Source organism: Haemophilus paracuniculus (assembly GCF_002015115.1).
Lineage (GTDB): Bacteria > Pseudomonadota > Gammaproteobacteria > Enterobacterales > Pasteurellaceae > Haemophilus_E > Haemophilus_E paracuniculus.
Window position 1 is genome coordinate 76,451 of record NZ_MUYA01000003.1, and the last position, 18,667, is coordinate 95,117.

The window sequence follows — 18,667 nt, forward strand, 5'->3', positions numbered from 1 at the left end:
TTTTCAGTAGTTATGCCTCGCATAAAATGGGTGAATAGGTTTTCCTGAGAATGTTTTGAGGGTATTTTTCTTATCAAGTAAAGTGAGGGTAGTATATTACGATTCTCCGTATTATATTTATCCCTCCCCCTTTCCTTTATTTACAGAACTTTTACTTTTCACCCTTTACCGATTTTGGAAAATCGGTAAAATGAACGACCGTTCATTAAGCTGAGGAACATTATGATGAATAGGGCAAATGAGCCGAAAAATCCCGTGGCTTTGCGGATTTTAACGGCTGCCGAGGTGTTAATGGCAAAGGACGGTGTGCAAAATCTTTCCACCCATAAAATCGCCAAGGCGGCAGGAATGTCGGTGGGGACGATTTATTTGCACTTTAAAGATAAAGAGGATTTGCTCGATCAGTTGGTCTATTTTCTGTTTGATCGCTTTCATCAGCATATCGTGCAATTTGATGATCCTGCGTTGCCGTTGTTTGAGCGATACCGTAAATTGTGGTGGGGCTATTGGCAATTTTTGCAGGAAAATCCTGATATGGTGATGAGTATACATCAGTATGAATCTTTGCCTCGTTTTCACGAGATGTTGAAATGCTGTTTTAACGAGAAAAATTTGGTGTTTAATCAACTTTTTCAGCAAGCAACGGAACAGAAACTGATTGCGGATTTACCAAATGCGGTGCTTTTTTCGCTCACGATTAAAGTGGCGTTGAATTTGGCTTATTTGCAGATTATTGAGCAAATGCACTATGCCGATGCTATTTTAGAAGAAACCATTCTTCGCACTTGGAAAGCTATTTCAATTTAACTTTATAGGAGAAACTATGACAACCGAAACCGAAGTAAAAAAACCTTCGTTTTGCAAGCGGTTTGCTTTGTGGTTGATATTATTGTTGGTCGCTGCCGTGTTTGCGGCGGTGGTTGGCTTTAATATGTTTATCGCCCAGAAGAAAGCCGAGGCGGCATTAAATATGCCTGAAAATGTGAGTTTGGTAACGGTAATGCAAGTCGGTTCAAGTGAATGGACACCCGTTATCGAAGCCGTGGGAACGGTTCGCCCAAATCAAGGGGCGATGTTAAGTTCGCAAATGACTGGCACGGTCAGCCGTGTGTTGGTGCAATCGGGCGATTATGTGAAAAAAGGTCAGTTGCTGGTTGAGTTGGATAGTGCGGTAGAGCGTGCTAACCTCGGCGTTTATGAAGCCCAACTGCCTGCGGCGTTAGCCAATTTGAACCGCTATAAAAATCTTGTGGGTTCAAACAGTGCCTCAAAAGCGGAATTGGATGCGGCGCAATCCACATATAGCCAATTAGTGGCAAACATTGATGCGGTGAAAGCGAGTATCAATCGCCGTCAAATTTATTCGCCTTTTGAGGGTGTGGCGGGGATTGTGAAAGTGAACGTGGGCGAATTTATCAACGTTGGCACGGAAATCGTGCGTGTGGAAGATGCCAGCCGTATGAAAGTGAGTTTCACTTTGCCACAAACGGACATTGAGCGTGTGCGTATCGGTCAAAAAGTAACAGTTACTGCCGATGCCATTTCAGGCGAAACCTTTGAAGCTCGCATTTCGGCGATTGATCCTGCGGTGAATAAAACCAATGGTTTGGTTTCATTAGAAGCCAGCGTAGCAGGGCGTAGCAAGCTCAAATCAGGTATGTTTACCCGTTTACGCATTGCGTTGCCAACGGAAACCAGCCAAGTGGTTGTGCCACAAATTGCGGTTACTTACTCAATGTATGGCGAAACGGCTTATGTGTTGCAACCGCTTTCCGATGAAGATCAAGCGAAGCTAAAAGAGCAAGGCAAAGATGTGGCGAAAATGTACCGTGTGAAACAAGTGGAAGTGAAAACCGCTGATCGCCAAGGCATTTACGCTCAATTAGTGTCAGGTGTGAATGTGGGCGACACTATCGTTACCAGCGGTTTCCAACGTTTGCGTAACAATGCGTTAGTGCAAGTGGTGGATAAAGAACCTGCGGGAATGACCCAACCCGCCAAAGAAACCCGCTTATAATTGAGGTGATTGATGTTTACCGATATTTTTATTAAGCGACCCGTTTTAGCGATTAGTATTAGTATCGTGATTGTGATTTTGGGCTTGCAGGCAATGTTTAAGTTGCAAGTGCGTGAATACCCGAAAATGACCAACACGATCATTACGGTTTCGACCACCTATGCGGGGGCGGATGCTCAAACGATGCAGGCGTTCGTTACCTCAAAGTTGGAAGAATCGATCGCCCAAGCGAATAACATTGACTACATTAAATCGGATAGTGCGCCGAGTTCAAGCACGATCACGGTGAAAATGAAGCTCAATACTGACCCTGGGATTGCGGTGGCGGATGTTACCTCAAAAGTAAATGCGGTGCGTTCGGCATTGCCTTCGGGGATTGATGATCCGTCAATCAGTGCCTCAACAGGTTCAATGGAAGCGATTGTATTTATCCGCTTCGCCTCAAAAGAACTTTCCGCCCCACAAATCACCGACTACATTGAGCGTGTGATCAAACCACAGCTCTTTACCGTGCCAGGTGTATCGAAAGTGAATAACTTCGGTGGTGCGGAATTTGGTTTACGCATTTGGCTCGATCCCGACAAAATGGCGGGCTTAGGTTTATCTGCCCCAGAGGTTAATTCAGCCCTTGCGGCAAATAACGTGCAAACCGCCGCAGGTAATGCGAACGGCTATTACACCGCTTACCGTAACAAAGTGGAAACCTCAACCAACAGCGTTAAAGCGTTGGAAGATTTGGTGATCAAAACCACCTCAGACGGTCAGCAAATCAAACTCAGAGATATTGCCAAAGTTGAACTCGACAAAGCGAGCGATAACTACCGTGGGATCGTAAACGGTGCGGACGCAGTGGTGCTGGCGATTGAAGCGGCGAGTACTGCCAACTCACTCGATGTGGCGGCGAATATCTACCCGAAATTTGAAGAAATTAAGCAGAATCTACCCGCTTCCATTGAAGCCGAGATTATGTATGACAAAACCATTGCGATTAACAGCTCGATTAAAGAGGTGGTAAAAACCATTGCGGAAGCGGTGGTAATCGTATTGGTGGTGATCATTATGTTCCTCGGCTCATTCCGTGCAATGGTGATTCCAATTATCACGATCCCAATTTCTTTGATCGGCGTGTTAATGGTGTTGCAAGGTTTCGGCTTTACGATCAACCTCTTGACTCTACTCGGCTTGATTCTTGCGATCGGCTTGGTGGTGGACGATGCGATCGTGGTGCTTGAAAACGTGGATCGCCATATCAAAGAGGGCGAAACCCCATTCCGTGCGGCGATTATCGGGACGCGTGAAATTGCCGTGCCAGTTATCGCAATGACCATTACCCTTATGGCAGTTTACTCGCCAATGGCATTGATGACAGGGATCACAGGCTCACTATTTAAAGAGTTCTCGCTCACCCTTGCAGGGGCGGTGTTTATTTCAGGGATTGCGGCATTAACGCTCTCGCCGATGATGTCGAGCAAAATCTTGAAGAAAACCGACAAACCATCTTGGTTAGAAAGACGCGTAGAATCCACCCTACACTGGATCACCGAACTTTACGCCAAACTGTTAGGCGTGGTAATGGCAAGCCGTGTGGCGGTGTTATTATTCGCTATCGCTGTTTTTGCGACTTTACCGATGTTATTTAACGCCCTTTCAAGCGAAACCGCCCCAACGGAAGACCGTGGGATCGTAATGGGAATGGCAACCACCCCAGCCAACACCAACCTTGACTATGTGCAAGAGGTGCTAACCCCTGTGGCGAAAGAGATCAACAAATTGCCTGAGGTAAAAGCGACCCAAATTATGCCTGGGATTCCATCGGCAAACGGTGCCTTTATGCTTGTGCCGTTAGTGGATTGGAACGAGCGTAGCCGTTCCCAAAAAGAGATGATGGCGGAAGTGAACAAAATCGGTGCAGGCGTTACCGAAGCCTCAATTATGGGCTTTGCTTTCCCAGAAATTTCCACAGGGGAAAGTGGCTTGCCATTTTCATTCGTGATTACCACGGCGAACGATTACACCCAGCTCGCCCAGGTGGCAAGTGAGTTCTTAGTGGAAGCCCAAAAATCGGGGCAATTCTTCTTTAACCAGCTTGACCTCAAATTTGACACCGCCTCAATGACGATCAAAATCGACCGTGATAAATTGGGGGCTTACGGCGTAACCGCCCAGCAAATTAGTGCCACCCTTGGTAGTTATTTATCGGGTGCGACCCTTGCCCGTGTTGATATTGATAGCCGTGCTTATCAAATTGTGTCGCAGGTGGAACGCAAAAATCGCCTGAATCCACAAGATCTCACCAAGTATTTTGTGAAAGCGAGCGATGGTTCGTCCGTGCCACTTAGCACTTTCATCACAATGGAACTGAAAGCCCAGCCAAAATCGTTACCGAAGCTCAACCAGCTTAATGCGGCAACGATTTCAGGGGTGCTTGCAGGTTCAATGGGCGATGCGGTGAAATGGGCGGAAGCCAAAGCCGCCGAGATTTTGCCAACGGGTTATTATTACGACTTTATGAGCGAATCTCGCCAATACAAACAAGAGGGCAACGCCTTAGCGATGACGTTCTTGCTTGCGGTGATTATGATTTACCTCGTATTAGCGATTCAGTTTGAATCGTGGCGTGATCCGCTGGTTATTTTGGTTTCCGTACCGCTTGCAATCAGTGGGGCGTTATTGGTGCTGAATATTCTCAGCCTACCGATGATCGCCAAAGATGGCTCAACCCTCAACATCTACTCACAGGTGGGTTTAATCACCCTCGTGGGCTTGATTACCAAACACGGTATCTTGATGTGTGAGGTGGCGAAAGAAGAGCAGTTGCACCACGGCAGATCCCGCTTTGACGCGATCTTCTACGCAGCGAAAATCCGCTTGCGTCCGATCCTAATGACGACCGCTGCGATGATCGCAGGTTTGATCCCGCTACTTTACGCAACGGGTGCGGGTGCAGTAATGCGTTTCAGTATTGGTATCGTGATCGTGGCAGGCTTGGCAATCGGCACAATCTTCACCTTGTTCGTATTGCCAGTGATCTACACCTTCCTCGCCAGCGAACACAAACCGCTACCAGAGTTTGATGAAAACCAACCAAAAGCCGTTGATCATCAAACCCCAACCGAAAGCAACCAGCACGCTTAACCTAAAAAATCCCCACTGCTATGTGGGGATTTTTATTTACAAGGGGTGAGATTACGAAAATTTTCTAATCTCACCCCTTGCTAATCAATCCTATTTTCGAGTCCGATTCCACAAATCCGCATACTTCACAAAGGTAGAATGGCTGGAAAGTACGGCTAATAGAAAACCCTGTTTGCCGTCCAAAAAGCCTGCTTTGAGTAGATACATTTTGACGAAACAGCCGAGGGCGTGGCTGATGCCGTCAAACAGGCTGGCGGTTTTGCCGGCGTTCTGTTTTTGGATCGCCCACGCTTTGGCGTAGTTGGCGGATTTTACCAAATAGTGATGAATATCTTTGTAGGTAAAATGCAACAAGTCGCCCTGTAATTTTTCGACTTTTGCCGTTTTCGGGAAGTGGACTTTTTCGTGCACCAATTCATCGCCATATTGAGCTAATTCGGTCGGGTAGAGGCGAACCACATAGTCGGGATACCAACCCGAATGGCGGATTTGTCGCCCAAAGACTTCGCTTAATCGCCCGATTTGGTAAACGCTATTTTTTTCTGATTTTCCCACCGCTTGTTTGATCGATTGAGCCAGTTCTGGCGTTACTCGTTCGTCTGCGTCAAGCCATAGCACATAATCGCTGGTAACATATTGTTGAGCCAGTTGGCGTTGTTTGCCGAAACCTTGCCAGTCGAGATTTTCATAAAATTTTGCCCCGAAACTGAGGGCGATTTGTTTGGTGTTGTCGGTGCTGCCGCTGTCTAAAATCACAATTTCATCGACCAAATCTTTGACCGAATTTAAACATTCCGCTAAATCTTGGGCTTCATTTTTGACAATCATCGCAAGGCTGAGGGTTGGCATAACATTTCCTTTTAAAATTTGGGTTAGGCTCGCTATTTTACTTTAAAAAAGGGCGGGTTTGTGTTATTTTCTCGCCCGATTTATTTTCTTATTTTTATTGACAAGGTAATTTTATTTCAATGAGTTTAACAACAAAACAAAGACAATTTTTAAAAGGTTTGGCACATCATTTAAGCCCAGTAGTAATGCTAGGTGGCAACGGTTTAACCGAAGGGGTGTTGGCGGAAATTGATAACGCCCTCGACCACCACGAGTTGATTAAAGTGAAAATCGCAGGGGCGGATCGTGAAACGAAACAGCTGATTATTGATGCGATTGTGCGTGAAACCAATGCCGAGCAGGTGCAAACCATCGGGCATATTTTGGTGCTTTATCGTCAAAGCGATGAGAAAAAAATCGCTTTACCAAGAGCCACAAAATCAATTTAATTTGATACGTCCCCCTTTTGGGGATTCTTTTTAACCGTGAATTTTATGGGGTTTTAACGTGATTACACGACTCTCTTTTTATACTTTTTTGATGTTACTGGTGCCGATTGGGGCGTGGTTAGTCGGCTGGCAATGGACGGGCGATGAAAATATCATTGTGCCGTCAGTGGATTATCCGCTCTATTTCTTAACGGAAACGGGTTCTGTGCCTTACGCATTGATTACCTGCGTGCTGTTGATGTTATGGTTAATGTGGCTGGCTCGCAAACGTTATTCGTGGTTGTTGGTCGGGGCGATTTGTGCAGGGTCGGTGCTTGGCACGCAAGTGATTAAGCAAGTGGCAAAAACAGGTTTTGCCGAACCTCGCCCGTTCGTTACCCAAATGATGGGCGAGCAATCCGAGCAGTTTTATGAGTTGCCGCGTAGTGAGCGTGCCGTGTTGGTCAAAGAGTATTACAAAGATAGCCCTTATCCGCTGTTCGCCCAACATCGTGCCGATCAAACAGGCTATTCGTTCCCGTCTGGACACGCAATGTTCTCGGTTTCTTGGTTGCTTGTTTTCGGCGGATTATTGCTCGGATTGCGTGGACAAGCGGTGGTTTTCGCCCAAATTTTTGTGGTAATTTGGTCGGCGTTGATGATGATTAGCCGTTTACGCTTGGGAATGCACTATCCAGTCGATCTCTTTACTAGCACCTTAATCACCTTAGTTTTCCATATTGTGTTATTTGTCTGGATCGTGCCTTATTTAGAAACGTGGAAATTCTTCCAAAAACGAGGTAACTAAAATGGCGTTATTATATGGTTTGGATATTGGCGGAACGAAAATCGAACTCGCCGCCTTTAATGAAAATTTGGAAAAATTATATAGCGAACGTGTTCCCACCCCGCAAACCAGCTATGAAGATTGGCTGTTTACTATTGAAAAATTGGTGCGTGATGCGGATCAGAAATTCGGCGAACAAGGCTCGGTGGGCTTAGGTTTACCAGGGTTTGTAAACCGTGAAACGGGGCTTGCTGAAATTACCAACATTCGCGTAGCGGATAATAAGCCGATTTTAAAAGATTTGACCGAACGCCTAGGGCGTGAAGTGCGTGCCGAAAACGATGCGAACTGTTTTGCGTTATCGGAAGCGTGGGACGAAAATAACCGCCAATTCAAAACGGTGTTAGGCTTGATTATCGGCACGGGCTTTGGGGGCGGTTTAGTGTTTGACGGCAAAATCCATTCGGGCAAAATCGGAATGGCGGGCGAAGTGGGGCATTTACAGCTCAATTATCACGCTTTGAAATTGCTCGGCTGGGATAACGCCCCGATTTATGAATGTGGTTGCGGTAATCGTGCTTGCTTGGATACTTACATTTCTGGGCGAGGCTTTGAAATGCTTTATCGTGATTTGGTGGGCGAGGCGTTATCGGCGAAGCAGATCATTGAACAATTCTACGCAAATGAGCCGAAAACGGTGGCATTTGTCGAGAAATATATCGAATTGATGGCGATCAGCATCGGCAATTTAATCACAGTGTTAGATCCCGATATGATCGTGTTTGGCGGTGGTTTGTCGAATTTCGATCATATTTATGAGGCATTACCGAAAGCGTTACCACCGCATTTAATGCGAACCGCCAAAGTGCCTGTGTTCAAAAAAGCCTTTTATGGCGATTCTGGCGGCACGCGTGGTGCAGCCGCTCTATTTTTGAAATAAATTTAAATGGACAATCTTGTATTGTCCATTTTGCTATAAAGGACGAAAAAATGCTAAAAATTACCCCCATTCCCGCTCGTTCGGATAATTATATTTGGCTGATTGAGCAAGGCTCGCAAGCAATGGTAGTTGATCCTTCCCTTGCTGAACCCGTTTTGAACGCATTAGCCGAAAAATCGCTGGATCTTACTGCGATCCTTTTAACCCACAACCACGCTGATCATACGGACGGCGTGGCGGAAATTGTGGCGAACTATCCGAATTTGCTGATCTACGGTTCAAGCGAGGTGGCGGAATTTGCCAATCATATTGTGCAAAAAGGCACTACATTTGCGTGGTTAGATCACCAAATTGAGGTGTTAAAAACCGCAGGGCATACCGCTGAACATATCAGTTATTTGGTTGATGAGCGTTATCTGTTTTGTGGCGATGCGTTGTTTTCCGCAGGCTGCGGTAGGGTTTTTACGGGGGATTATCAAGCTCAATTTGATGCCTTACAGCAATTCAATGCCCTTACTGATGAGGTGGTGGCTTTCCCCGCTCACGAATATACCCTCTCAAATTTGAAATTTGCCCAAGCCGTTTTGCCCGACAATCGGCAGGTTGCCGAGCATTTACAGCAGGTTGAGCAGTTACGCTCGCAAAATTTACCGACTTTGCCAACCACGATTGGCTTAGAAAAGCAGATCAACCCGTTTTTACAAGCGGTCAGTTTGGACGAATTTATTGCTCTACGTCAGCATAAAGATCGCTTTTGATGAAAACAGCCTAAACTTTGCTAAATGATGCGGGTCTGAATGGGGTGTTATTCCTCTTTTCCGCTTATTCCACAAAAGCGGAAGCTATGGTATAGTTACGCCTATTTTTCATCACGATAAACCAAATTAGAGCGAGTATTTTAGTGAACTTTGATCCAACCCAAATGCCCCAGCACGTTGCCATTATTATGGACGGTAACGGACGTTGGGCGAAACAGCAGGGAAAATTGCGTGTGTTTGGACACCAAAATGGGGTCAAAGCCGTGCGTGCTGCCGTCAGTTTTGCAGCCAAACACGGCATTAAAGTGCTAACTTTATATGCGTTCAGTAGCGAGAATTGGCGGCGTCCAGAGCAGGAAGTGTCGGCATTGATGTCGCTTTTTATGCGAGCCTTAGATTCAGAGGTGAAAAAACTGCATAAAAATAACATTCGCTTGCAAATTTTGGGGGATAAATCCCGTTTTAGTGAAAGTTTGCAGCAGCGAATTGCACAATCAGAGGCTTTAACCGCTCAAAATACGGGGTTGATTTTAAATATTGCGGCGAATTACGGCGGCGATTGGGATATTCTACAAGCCACCAAACAGATCGCCGAAAAGGTTCAGCAAGGTCAGTTAAGTCTCGATCAAATCAGCCTTGATTGCTTTCAACGCCATTTATCCACGGGGGATCAGCCCCAAGTGGATCTGCTAATCCGCACCAGTGGCGAACAACGCATTAGCAATTTTTTACTTTGGCAAATCGCTTATGCCGAGCTTTTTTTCAGCCCCGTGTTGTGGCCTGATTTTAATGACGAAGTTTTTGGTGAAGCGATTGTGGCTTATCAGCAACGTGATCGCCGTTTTGGTGGTTGCTAATCTAATAACAAAAATAGGACGGAAAAATGCTTAAACAACGAGTTCTTTCTGCAATCGTAATGGTTTTGGTAGCGTTATTGGCACTCTTTTGGTTGCCACCGTTGCCGTTCACCCTCGTATTGGGGGCGATTATCGTACTGGCGATGTGGGAATGGGCTCAATTTGTTGGCTTTAAACGACCGCTTGCACGGGCGATTGTGGCTTTTGTTACGGTCTGTTTGCTGATTTTCCCGATTATGGTCAATACGGATTACATTCAAGCGGGGCGTTTTTTGACTAGCGAAACCATACCATTGCTGTTTGTCGGCTGTATTTGGTGGCTGGTGGCGTTAGCCTTGGTGGTAACTTATCCGAACAGTGCGAATAAATGGGCGGGTTCGGTTAGTGCGAAATTTATTTTTGGTTTTTGCACCCTTGTTCCGTTTTTCATTGCGACTCTTGCCTTGCGTTTTCATCAATACGCGTTAAATCCTTATCAAGGCACTTATTTATTGCTCTACGTCTTTTTATTGGTGTGGGGGGCGGACTCGGGGGCTTATTTCTTTGGGCGAGCCTTTGGCAAACGCAAACTTGCCCCGAAAGTCTCACCAGGCAAATCGTGGGAAGGGGCTATCGGCGGTTTGCTCACTTCTGGCGTAATTGCGGTACTCTTTTTAACCCTCGCACCTGCCAATGTGTTTGGGCGAGAAATGGCAACCACGCCGTTTATCCTTGTTTCAATGGCAACGGTGGCGATTTCCGTGTTGGGCGATTTAGCCGAAAGTATGTTTAAACGCCAAGCGGGAATTAAAGATAGCAGTAACCTGATTCCAGGACACGGTGGCGTGCTTGATCGTATCGACAGCCTCACCGCTGCCGTGCCATTTTTTGCGACTTTCTTTTTCTTCGTATTGTAAAAGTATTATAAAAAATGACCTCAATTATCGCCTTTTTCATTCTGATCTGCGTCCTCGTTTTCGTGCACGAATACGGGCATTTCTGGGCGGCGCGTAAATGTGGCGTGAAAGTCATTCGTTTTTCCATCGGTTTCGGCAAAGTGCTGTTTCGCCGCACCGATAAACACGGCACAGAATTTGCTTTTTCGCTGATTCCGCTCGGTGGCTATGTGCAGATGTGGAATGGCGAGACGGATATTTCTGCCCCTGCCGACCAAGCCCTTAATCGCAAATCGGTGTTGCAGCGTATTTTTATCGTATTAGCAGGGCCAGTGGCGAATTTTCTATTTGCGATTGTGGCGTATTGGGCGATTTTTGTCGCTGGCGTGCCAACAGTTAAACCAGTGATCGGGCAGGTGTTGCCAAATTCCATTTCAGCCCAAGCAAAACTCGTGCCAGAGTTACAAATTCAGCGAGTGGCAGGGCAGAGCGTGCGAGATTGGGAAGAAGTTTCCCTTGCATTGGTGGCGAATGTTGGCAGTAAAGCGGTGGAAGTGGAAGGATCGTTGATCGATGAAGATCGCCCACAACGCTTTCAATTAGATCTTTCCCAATGGGACATTGACGGCACCAAAGAAAGTCCGCTGACCAGTTTAGGTATCCGCCCGCAAGCGGGTAGAATTGAGCCAAAAATTGCGAAAGTGGTGGAAAATTCCCCTGCTCAAAAAGCAGGGATCAACGAGGGGGATCTGATTTTAGCGATCAACGATCAACCTTTCGATTGGCAATATCTACTGGAAGCGGTGAAAGAGGGCAAATCTCTCTCTTTAACGGTGCAACAACAAAATGGACAGCAAACCCTTTCGCTTACCCCTGAAAAATCAGAAAAAACGGGGCGTTATTTGATTGGGCTTTCGCCAACTTACCAACCCCTTGCAGACAAATACCGAACCGAAATCAAATACGGTGCGTTTGAAGCGATTGGCAAGAGCGTTGAAAAAGTTGGGGCGTTAATTAAAACCATTTTGCAGTTTGTGGGGAATTTACTCACGGGCGATTTGTCTTTAAAGAATATGGGCGGCCCGATCTCAATGGCGAAAGGGGCAGGGGCGACCGCTGAAATTGGCGTGATCTATTATCTTAGCTTTATGGCGTTGATTAGTGTCAATCTTGGCGTGATGAACCTATTCCCGATTTTGCCGTTAGATGGTGGGCGTTTATTATTGTTGATCGGCGAAGGCATTTGGCGTAAACCCTTGCCAGAAAAAGTGGAAATGCGTTTCCAACAACTGGGGATTGCGTTTGTGCTAGGTTTAATGGTGTTTGCCTTTATCAACGATATTATCCATTTTTAAATCCGCTGATTGGCTGTGCAAGCGGTTAGTTTGGCGTTAATTTTTGTAAATCATAGGATCTTTTCAATGAAAAAATTGTTACTTTCCTCTCTTTTGTTGGCAAATGGTGTGGCAATGGCTGCACCTTTTGTGGTGAAAGATATTCGTGTTGATGGTGTGCAACCAGCAACGGGTGCGGGCATTATTTCGAGCTTGCCGATTAAAGTCGGTCAAAAAGCGACCGATAGTGATGTGGCAAGAGTGGTGCAACAGCTTTATTTCCAAAATCGTTTTAACGATGTGCGTGCGACCCGTGAGGGCAACACCCTTGTGATTAAAGTGGTTGAGTTTCCTGTTATCAATAGTGTCAAAATCGAAGGTAACAAAGCGATTCCAAACGATGCCTTAGAGCAAAATTTGCAAGCGAATTTGATCAGCAAAGGCGAAATCTATAACGCCGAGCGTCTTGATGCGTTCCAAAAAGGGTTGGAAGATCACTACCGCTCAATGGGTCGTTATAACGCCAAAGTCAATAAAGAAGTTACCAAAGCGGAAAATGGTCAAATCAACGTGCAATTAAACGTTGAGGAAGGCGATGTTGCTTACGTTAAAACCATCAATTTTGAAGGTAACAATGCGTTCAGCTCAAAAGAATTAACCAAACAGCTTGATATTCAGCCTGATGTTTCTTGGTGGAATATTTTCCAAAGCAGTAAATTTGAGCAACAGCCGTATAACAAAGATTTAGACAATATCCGTGATTTCTATATGAATCGTGGTTATGCGAAATTTGCGTTGGAAGATACCAAAGTCGATTTCAGCGAAGACAAAAAAGACGTGGCTTTAACCTATAAAATCAACGAAGGCGAGCAATACAATATCAGCGAAGTGCGTATTGTGGGTAACACCGCCAAGTTTGATAAAGAGTTAAATGCGTTATTAAAAGACATTAAACCAGGTCAATTATTCCGCAAAGATGAATTACTCAAAGTGGAAGAAGGCATTAAGCAAGTGCTGGGCGACAACGGCTACGGTGCGGCGAAAGTCGATTTAATGCCAACCTTTGATGAAGCCAACAAAACCGTGCGTTTAAACTTTGTGGTGGACGCAGGGCAACGCATTTATGTGCGTAAAATCCGTTTTGAGGGCAACAGCGTAACCGCCGACTCAACCCTACGCCGTGAAATGCGTCAGCAGGAAGGGGCTTGGTTATCAACAGGGGCTGCCTCATTGGGTAAAGCGCGTTTAGAGCGTACAGGCTTCTACGAAAGCGTTGATATGTCAATGCCGAACGTGCCAAACGTAAACGACCAAGTTGATCTCGTGTACAAAATCAGAGAGCGTAACACGGGGAGTATTAACTTCGGTATCGGTTATGGTACAGAAAGCGGTTTCAGCTACCAAGCAGGGATCAAACAAGACAACTTCTTAGGTATGGGTTCAACCATTAGCCTAAGCGGAACTCGCAACGACTACGGTACGAGCGTAAACTTAGGCTACACCGAACCGTATTTCACCAAAGACGGGGTAAGTTTGGGCGGAAACGTATTCTATGAAGATTACGATAACTCAAACAGCGATTCACTTTCTCGTTATCAACGCCGTACCTACGGGGCGAACGGCACACTCGGTTTCCCTGTTGATGAAAACAACTCATACTATCTCGGTTTAGGCGTGGTGCGTGATAGCTTAAAAGGCGTACAACGTGAATTTACCCGTGAGAAATATGTGAACTCAATGAAGTTCAAAAATGCGATCATTGACGGTCAAGAGTATTACGGCAAAATGAAGTCCACCGACTTTGAATTTTCATTCGGTTGGAACTACGACACCTTAAACCGTGGTTACTTCCCAACTGAGGGAACGGCGGCAAGCCTCGGCGGTAAAATTACCGTACCAGGTTCGGATAACAAATACTACCGTTTAAGTGCCGATTTCAGAAAATATATCCCACTTAACCGTGAACACAAATGGGTGATCTTAACCAAAGCAGGGCTTTCTTACACCAACGGTTTCGGCGGTAAAGAAGTGCCGTTCTATCAACTGTTTACCGCAGGTGGAATCGGTTCACTGCGTGGTTTTAGCTATGGTGCAATCGGGCCGAAAGCGGTTTACTACAACAAAGATTCAAAAACATTTAGCAACGCAAGCTACGATGTTATCGGTGGTAACGCAATGGCAACCGCCAGCCTTGAATTGATTACCCCAACCCCATTTGTGAGCGAAAAATACCAAAACAACGTCAGAACCTCGTTGTTTGTGGACGCCGCAAGTGTATGGAACACCAAATGGAAACAAAGCACAGTGGTTGGCTACAACGGCAACAATCAGCCTGTAACAATGGCGAACTTAGGTCTTGAAAACTTCAAAGACTACAAAAAAGTGCGTGCCTCAGCAGGTGTGGCGTTCCAATGGCAATCGCCAATCGGGCCTTTGGCGTTCTCTTATGCGAAGCCACTTCGCAAATATAAAGGCGATGACATTGAGCAATTCCAATTCAGCATTGGTAGCTCGTTCTAACATTTAACCCTTGCAAGCGGTCGGATTTGAAAAATTTTCCACAATCCCACCGCTTGCAATCTGATTTACAGAGGATTTTCAGATGAAAAAATTATTTAAAGTAGCCGCATTAACCACCGCTTTCGCCCTCGCTGGCTTTGCTAATGCGAACGACAAAATCGGCTTCGTTGATGCCCCTTATTTAATGCAAAACCACCCGCTTGCGATTGATGCGGCAGCGAAATTTGAAAAATTTGCCAAAGCGAACGATCAATTCACTGGCGAAGAAAAAAAATTGGCGGAAGAAGATAAAAAACTCGCCCAAGAAAGCCAAGGTTTAGCCGCAGAGCGTAACAAATTAGAAGCGGATGCGAAAAAATTAAAAGCAGAGCAAGATGCCGTTGAAGCCTCATTGAAGAAAAAAGTGGCAGCGTTAGAGAAAGATGCACCACGTTTACGTTCAAAAGAGATCCAAGCTCGCCAAAATGCGATCAACGCAGAAGCTCAGGCTTTCCAAAAGAAAGTAGCCGCATTGCAAAGTCGTGAAGCGGAATTTGCGAAAAAAGGTCAAGCATTCCAGAAAAAAGGGGAAGTTTTCCAGAAAAAAGTTCAAGAATTCCAAGCGAAAATTAACAAAGCACAAAAAGATGCGGGCGGTTATGATCCAGTTGCGGTGAACAAACAAGTGGTGGACGAAATCAATGCAGCGATTAAAGAAGTTGCCGAGGCAAAAGGCTACACCCTTGTGTTCCCACCAAGTGTGGCACTTTATGCCAAAGATGAATCGGCGGACATTACCGAAACTGTCTTAAAATCTTTACAAGACAAATTTAAAGCGGGTGCTTCTGCACCAAAAGCAGAGCAAAAAGCCCCTGAAAAAGCAGAAGAAAAACCTGCTGACAATGCAGAAAAATCTGACGCACCAAAAGCCGAAGACGTTAAACCAGAAGAAGCGAAAAAATAATGGCGAATTTCCGTTTAATGGATTTAGCGGGGCAGATCGGCGGTACTCTTAGGGGTAACGCCGATTTGGCTATTTCTAGTATCGCTGCCTTAGAAAAAGCAAAATCCGATCAAATTACTTTTATTTCCAATCCGAAATATCGCTCGCAACTTGCCATAAGCGAAGCGGGGGCGATTATTGTCAGCGAATCGGATATCGAATTTTGTAACGCACAGCAAAACCTGATCGTGGTGCAAAATCCTTATCTTGCCTACGCTCTGTTGGCTCAATATATGGATTCCACCCCAAAACCTGCCGAGCAAATTGCCCCCTCTGCGGTGGTTTCCCCTGAGGCGAAATTAGGCAACAACGTTTCGATTGGGGCGAATGCCGTGATCGAAAGTGGGGTAGAGTTGGGCGATGATGTGGTCATCGGTGCAGGTTGCTTTGTCGGCAAAAATAGCAAGATTGGGGCGAGAACCAAACTTTGGGCGAACGTGTCCGTTTATCATAATGTGCAAATCGGCACGGATTGTTTAATTCAATCTTCGGCAGTGATCGGCAGCGATGGTTTCGGTTACGCCAACGACAAAGGACAATGGATCAAAATCCCACAAACAGGCGGTGTGATTATCGGCAACCGCGTTGAAATTGGGGCTTGCACCTGTATTGACCGAGGGGCGTTAGATCCAACGGTGATCGAAGATAATGTGATTATTGATAACCTCTGCCAAATTGCCCACAACGTTCACATCGGCTTCGGCACGGCGGTGGCGGGCGGCGTGATTATGGCGGGTAGCCTTAAAGTGGGGCGTTTCTGCCAAATCGGTGGGGCAAGTGTTATCAATGGACATATGGAAATCTGCGATGGGGCGATCATCACAGGAATGGGAATGGTGATGCGACCAATCACCGAAAAAGGCATCTATTCTTCGGGGATTCCATTACAACCAAACAAAGAGTGGCGTAAAACCGCCGCCCTCACAATGAACATTGATAAAATCAACGAGCGTCTCAAAGCCGTTGAAAAACGTTTAAGCGAATGATTTTAGGAGTTTGAAATGACGATTGAAGTGCAAGAAAATCGAGAGCCAAGAATTATTGAAGTTACCGAAATTATGCAAATGTTGCCCCACCGCTATCCGTTTTTATTAGTGGATCGTGTGGTGGATTTTGAAGAAGGCAAATGGTTGCGTGCGGTGAAAAATATCAGCGTAAACGAGCCTTGTTTCACGGGGCATTTCCCTGCCGCCCCAATCTTCCCAGGGGTGCTAATTTTAGAAGCAATGGCACAAGCCACGGGGGTGTTGGCGATCAAAAGCTACGGCAAACTTAACGAGGGCGAACTTTACTATTTTGCCTCAATCGACAATGCCCGTTTTAAACGCCCTGTCGTACCAGGGGATCAACTTGTACTTGAAGTCGAATTTATTAAAGAACGCCGTGGGATCACCCTTTTCACGGGCAAAGCCTATGTGGACGGCAAAATTGTCTGCGAAGCAGACTTAATGTGTGCTCGCAAATAAAAGAGACAACAAAAGGAGAAATGCGATGAGATTGATTGACTCTACCGCAAAAATCAGCCCGCTTGCTGTGGTTGAAGAAGGGGCGGAAATCGGTGCTGGTGTGGAAATTGGGGCGTTTTCCGTGATTGGAAAACACGTCAAAATTGGGGCGAAAACCAAAATCTATTCCCACGTTGTGATCAATGGGCATACGGAAATCGGCGAGCAAAACGAGATTTTTCAATTTGCGAGTATCGGCGAAGTGAATCAAGATCTCAAATATGCAGGCGAGCCGACCAAAACCATTATCGGCAACCGCAACCGTATCCGTGAAAGCGTTACCATTCATCGTGGCACGGTGCAGGGCGGCGGCATTACCCGTGTCGGTGATGATAACCTGTTTATGATCAACAGCCACATCGCCCACGACTGCCAAATCGGCAACCGTTGCATTATCGCCAATAACGGCACGCTGGCAGGACACGTTACCCTTGATGATTTTGTGATTGTGGGCGGAATGTCCGCCATTCATCAATTTGTTGTGATTGGCTCGCACGTGATGCTGGGCGGTGGCTCAATGGTCAGCCAAGATGTGCCGCCTTATGTAATGGCACAAGGCAACCACGCTCGCCCGTTTGGAATGAATATCGAGGGGCTAAAACGCCGTGGCTTTGATAAATCCACAATGCACGCTATTCGCAAAGTGTACAAATTGATTTACAGCAGCGACAAAACCCTCGAAGAAGTGATGCCAGAAATCCGAGAAATGGCGGAAACTGAACCAGCGGTGGGGTTATTCCTCTCATTCTTTGAGCGTTCAACCCGAGGCATTATTCGTTAAGCTATACAAGCGGTCGGATTTCCAAAATTTCCCGAAATCTGACCGCTTGTTTTTTATTTTATAAGGAAAGACAAATGAAAAAGTTGATGACCTTTGCCATTCTCTGCTTTTCTGCGGTGGCGGTGGCGAGAAATCCGTTTTTATCCCCTGAATTTCAAAACTTGTTAGAGCAAGCCGAGGCGGACAACGCCGAAATGCAGTTTGAAGTGGGCAAACGCTACTATATGGGCGAGGGTGTGCCAAGCGACAAGCCACAAGGGATCAGTTGGTTAGAAAAATCGGCGGCCGCAGGTTACATTCCCGCTCAACGGGCGTTGGGGATTTTGTTCCTTGACGGGGACGGCACGAGCGTGCCAGCCAATGCAACCAAAGGCTTAGAGTGGCTGACCAAAGCGGCAGAGAAAAACGACCTCAATGCAATGACCTTGCTCATCGCCCTTTACAAAGAGGGCAAACTCGTGCCACAAGATTACGCCAAAGCGATCAGTTGGGCGGAAAAAGGGGCGGTGCTGGGCGACCGTGATGCTCAATATTATCTCGGCACGTTCTACCATTTCGGCTTAGGCAAAGAGAAAGATATTAGCCTCGCCGCCAAACTTTACACCCAAGCGGCAAACCAAGGGCATTTGGAAGCTTTGAACAACATCGGGGCGATGTATTTTGGTGGGATCGGCGTGGATAAAAACCAAGTGCTAGGCTACACTTACTGGCTATTAGCGAAAAGCCTCGGCAGCCCCCACGCGGAACGCAATTTACAAGCCAAAGCGGGCGAGCTTTCTGATCAAGAGAAAGCCAAAGCGGAAAATGCCGTCCGCCGTTTGGTGGCTCAAATGAATGGCGAGCCAGAGCCGCAAGCTCAACCGCAACGGAGATCCAAAAAATCGAAAAAGAAATAATGATAAAAAAGGACGCTGAATTGC

At 46.2% G+C, this 18,667-nt stretch carries 17 protein-coding genes; 16 read left to right on the top strand and 1 reads right to left on the bottom strand.

The annotated features are described in order from the left end of the window. Nucleotides 1-222: 222 nt before the first annotated feature. The 3 genes from B0187_RS02030 to B0187_RS02040 are packed head-to-tail and all read left to right on the top strand — an operon-like array spanning nucleotide 223 to nucleotide 5,152. A complete protein-coding gene (locus tag B0187_RS02030; protein ID WP_245796994.1) occupies nucleotides 223-807 on the top strand; it encodes a TetR/AcrR family transcriptional regulator in 585 nt (194 codons plus the stop codon). 16 nt (nucleotides 808-823) lie between these two features. After that, nucleotides 824-2,017, top strand: a complete 1,194-nt coding sequence (locus B0187_RS02035) for an efflux RND transporter periplasmic adaptor subunit (RefSeq protein WP_078236204.1) — start codon at nucleotides 824-826, stop codon at nucleotides 2,015-2,017. 9 nt (nucleotides 2,018-2,026) lie between these two features. Further along, complete coding sequence (locus B0187_RS02040) at nucleotides 2,027-5,152, top strand: efflux RND transporter permease subunit (protein ID WP_078236205.1); 3,126 nt, start codon at nucleotides 2,027-2,029, stop codon at nucleotides 5,150-5,152. A 90-nt stretch (nucleotides 5,153-5,242) separates the two neighbouring features. Here the strand turns inward: B0187_RS02040 and B0187_RS02045 are convergent, their stop codons facing one another. Then, the gene (locus tag B0187_RS02045) at nucleotides 5,243-6,001 is read right to left on the bottom strand and encodes a glycosyltransferase family 2 protein (protein WP_078236206.1); all 759 of its coding nucleotides are present in this window, start codon (nucleotides 5,999-6,001) and stop codon (nucleotides 5,243-5,245) included. Between the two features lie 119 nt (nucleotides 6,002-6,120). Between B0187_RS02045 and yhbY the strand changes: the two genes are divergently transcribed. The 13 genes from yhbY (at nucleotide 6,121) to B0187_RS02110 (ending at nucleotide 18,643) form a co-directional block, all read left to right on the top strand. Continuing rightward, nucleotides 6,121-6,429, top strand: a complete 309-nt coding sequence (yhbY, locus tag B0187_RS02050) for a ribosome assembly RNA-binding protein YhbY (protein ID WP_078236207.1) — start codon at nucleotides 6,121-6,123, stop codon at nucleotides 6,427-6,429. Between the two features lie 91 nt (nucleotides 6,430-6,520). Then, complete coding sequence (locus B0187_RS02055) at nucleotides 6,521-7,216, top strand: phosphatase PAP2 family protein (protein WP_211272699.1); 696 nt, start codon at nucleotides 6,521-6,523, stop codon at nucleotides 7,214-7,216. A 1-nt stretch (nucleotide 7,217) separates the two neighbouring features. Beyond that, entirely contained in the window at nucleotides 7,218-8,135 is a 918-nt protein-coding gene (nagK, locus tag B0187_RS02060) for an N-acetylglucosamine kinase (RefSeq protein ID WP_078236209.1), read from the top strand. A gap of 50 nt (nucleotides 8,136-8,185) precedes the next feature. Beyond that, a complete protein-coding gene (gloB, locus tag B0187_RS02065) occupies nucleotides 8,186-8,893 on the top strand; it encodes a hydroxyacylglutathione hydrolase (RefSeq protein WP_078236210.1) in 708 nt (235 codons plus the stop codon). A 143-nt stretch (nucleotides 8,894-9,036) separates the two neighbouring features. Continuing rightward, entirely contained in the window at nucleotides 9,037-9,750 is a 714-nt protein-coding gene (gene uppS / locus B0187_RS02070; RefSeq protein WP_078236211.1) for a polyprenyl diphosphate synthase, read from the top strand. A gap of 26 nt (nucleotides 9,751-9,776) precedes the next feature. Continuing rightward, nucleotides 9,777-10,646, top strand: coding sequence for a phosphatidate cytidylyltransferase (locus tag B0187_RS02075; protein WP_078236212.1), 870 nt, complete (start codon nucleotides 9,777-9,779; stop codon nucleotides 10,644-10,646). A gap of 14 nt (nucleotides 10,647-10,660) precedes the next feature. Then, the gene (gene rseP, locus B0187_RS02080; RefSeq protein ID WP_078236213.1) at nucleotides 10,661-11,980 is read left to right on the top strand and encodes an RIP metalloprotease RseP; all 1,320 of its coding nucleotides are present in this window, start codon (nucleotides 10,661-10,663) and stop codon (nucleotides 11,978-11,980) included. 66 nt (nucleotides 11,981-12,046) lie between these two features. Beyond that, nucleotides 12,047-14,479 (top strand): outer membrane protein assembly factor BamA, encoded by a 2,433-nt coding sequence (gene bamA / locus B0187_RS02085; protein ID WP_078236214.1) that lies wholly within the window; start codon nucleotides 12,047-12,049, stop codon nucleotides 14,477-14,479. Between the two features lie 82 nt (nucleotides 14,480-14,561). Then, the gene (locus B0187_RS02090; RefSeq protein ID WP_078236215.1) at nucleotides 14,562-15,422 is read left to right on the top strand and encodes an OmpH/Skp family outer membrane protein; all 861 of its coding nucleotides are present in this window, start codon (nucleotides 14,562-14,564) and stop codon (nucleotides 15,420-15,422) included. Further along, complete coding sequence (gene lpxD / locus B0187_RS02095; protein WP_078236216.1) at nucleotides 15,422-16,447, top strand: UDP-3-O-(3-hydroxymyristoyl)glucosamine N-acyltransferase; 1,026 nt, start codon at nucleotides 15,422-15,424, stop codon at nucleotides 16,445-16,447. The genes B0187_RS02090 and lpxD overlap by 1 nt, the downstream gene beginning before the upstream one ends. A gap of 15 nt (nucleotides 16,448-16,462) precedes the next feature. Further along, nucleotides 16,463-16,927 carry a 3-hydroxyacyl-ACP dehydratase FabZ gene (gene fabZ, locus B0187_RS02100; RefSeq protein ID WP_078236217.1) on the top strand — a complete coding sequence of 155 codons (465 nt, stop codon included), beginning with the start codon at nucleotides 16,463-16,465 and terminating at the stop codon, nucleotides 16,925-16,927. A gap of 25 nt (nucleotides 16,928-16,952) precedes the next feature. Then, nucleotides 16,953-17,747: an acyl-ACP--UDP-N-acetylglucosamine O-acyltransferase gene (gene lpxA / locus B0187_RS02105; protein WP_078236218.1), complete on the top strand. Its 795-nt coding sequence runs from the start codon at nucleotides 16,953-16,955 to the stop codon at nucleotides 17,745-17,747. A 74-nt stretch (nucleotides 17,748-17,821) separates the two neighbouring features. Then, nucleotides 17,822-18,643, top strand: a complete 822-nt coding sequence (locus B0187_RS02110; protein ID WP_078236219.1) for a tetratricopeptide repeat protein — start codon at nucleotides 17,822-17,824, stop codon at nucleotides 18,641-18,643. The last annotated feature ends 24 nt before the right edge of the window (nucleotides 18,644-18,667 follow it).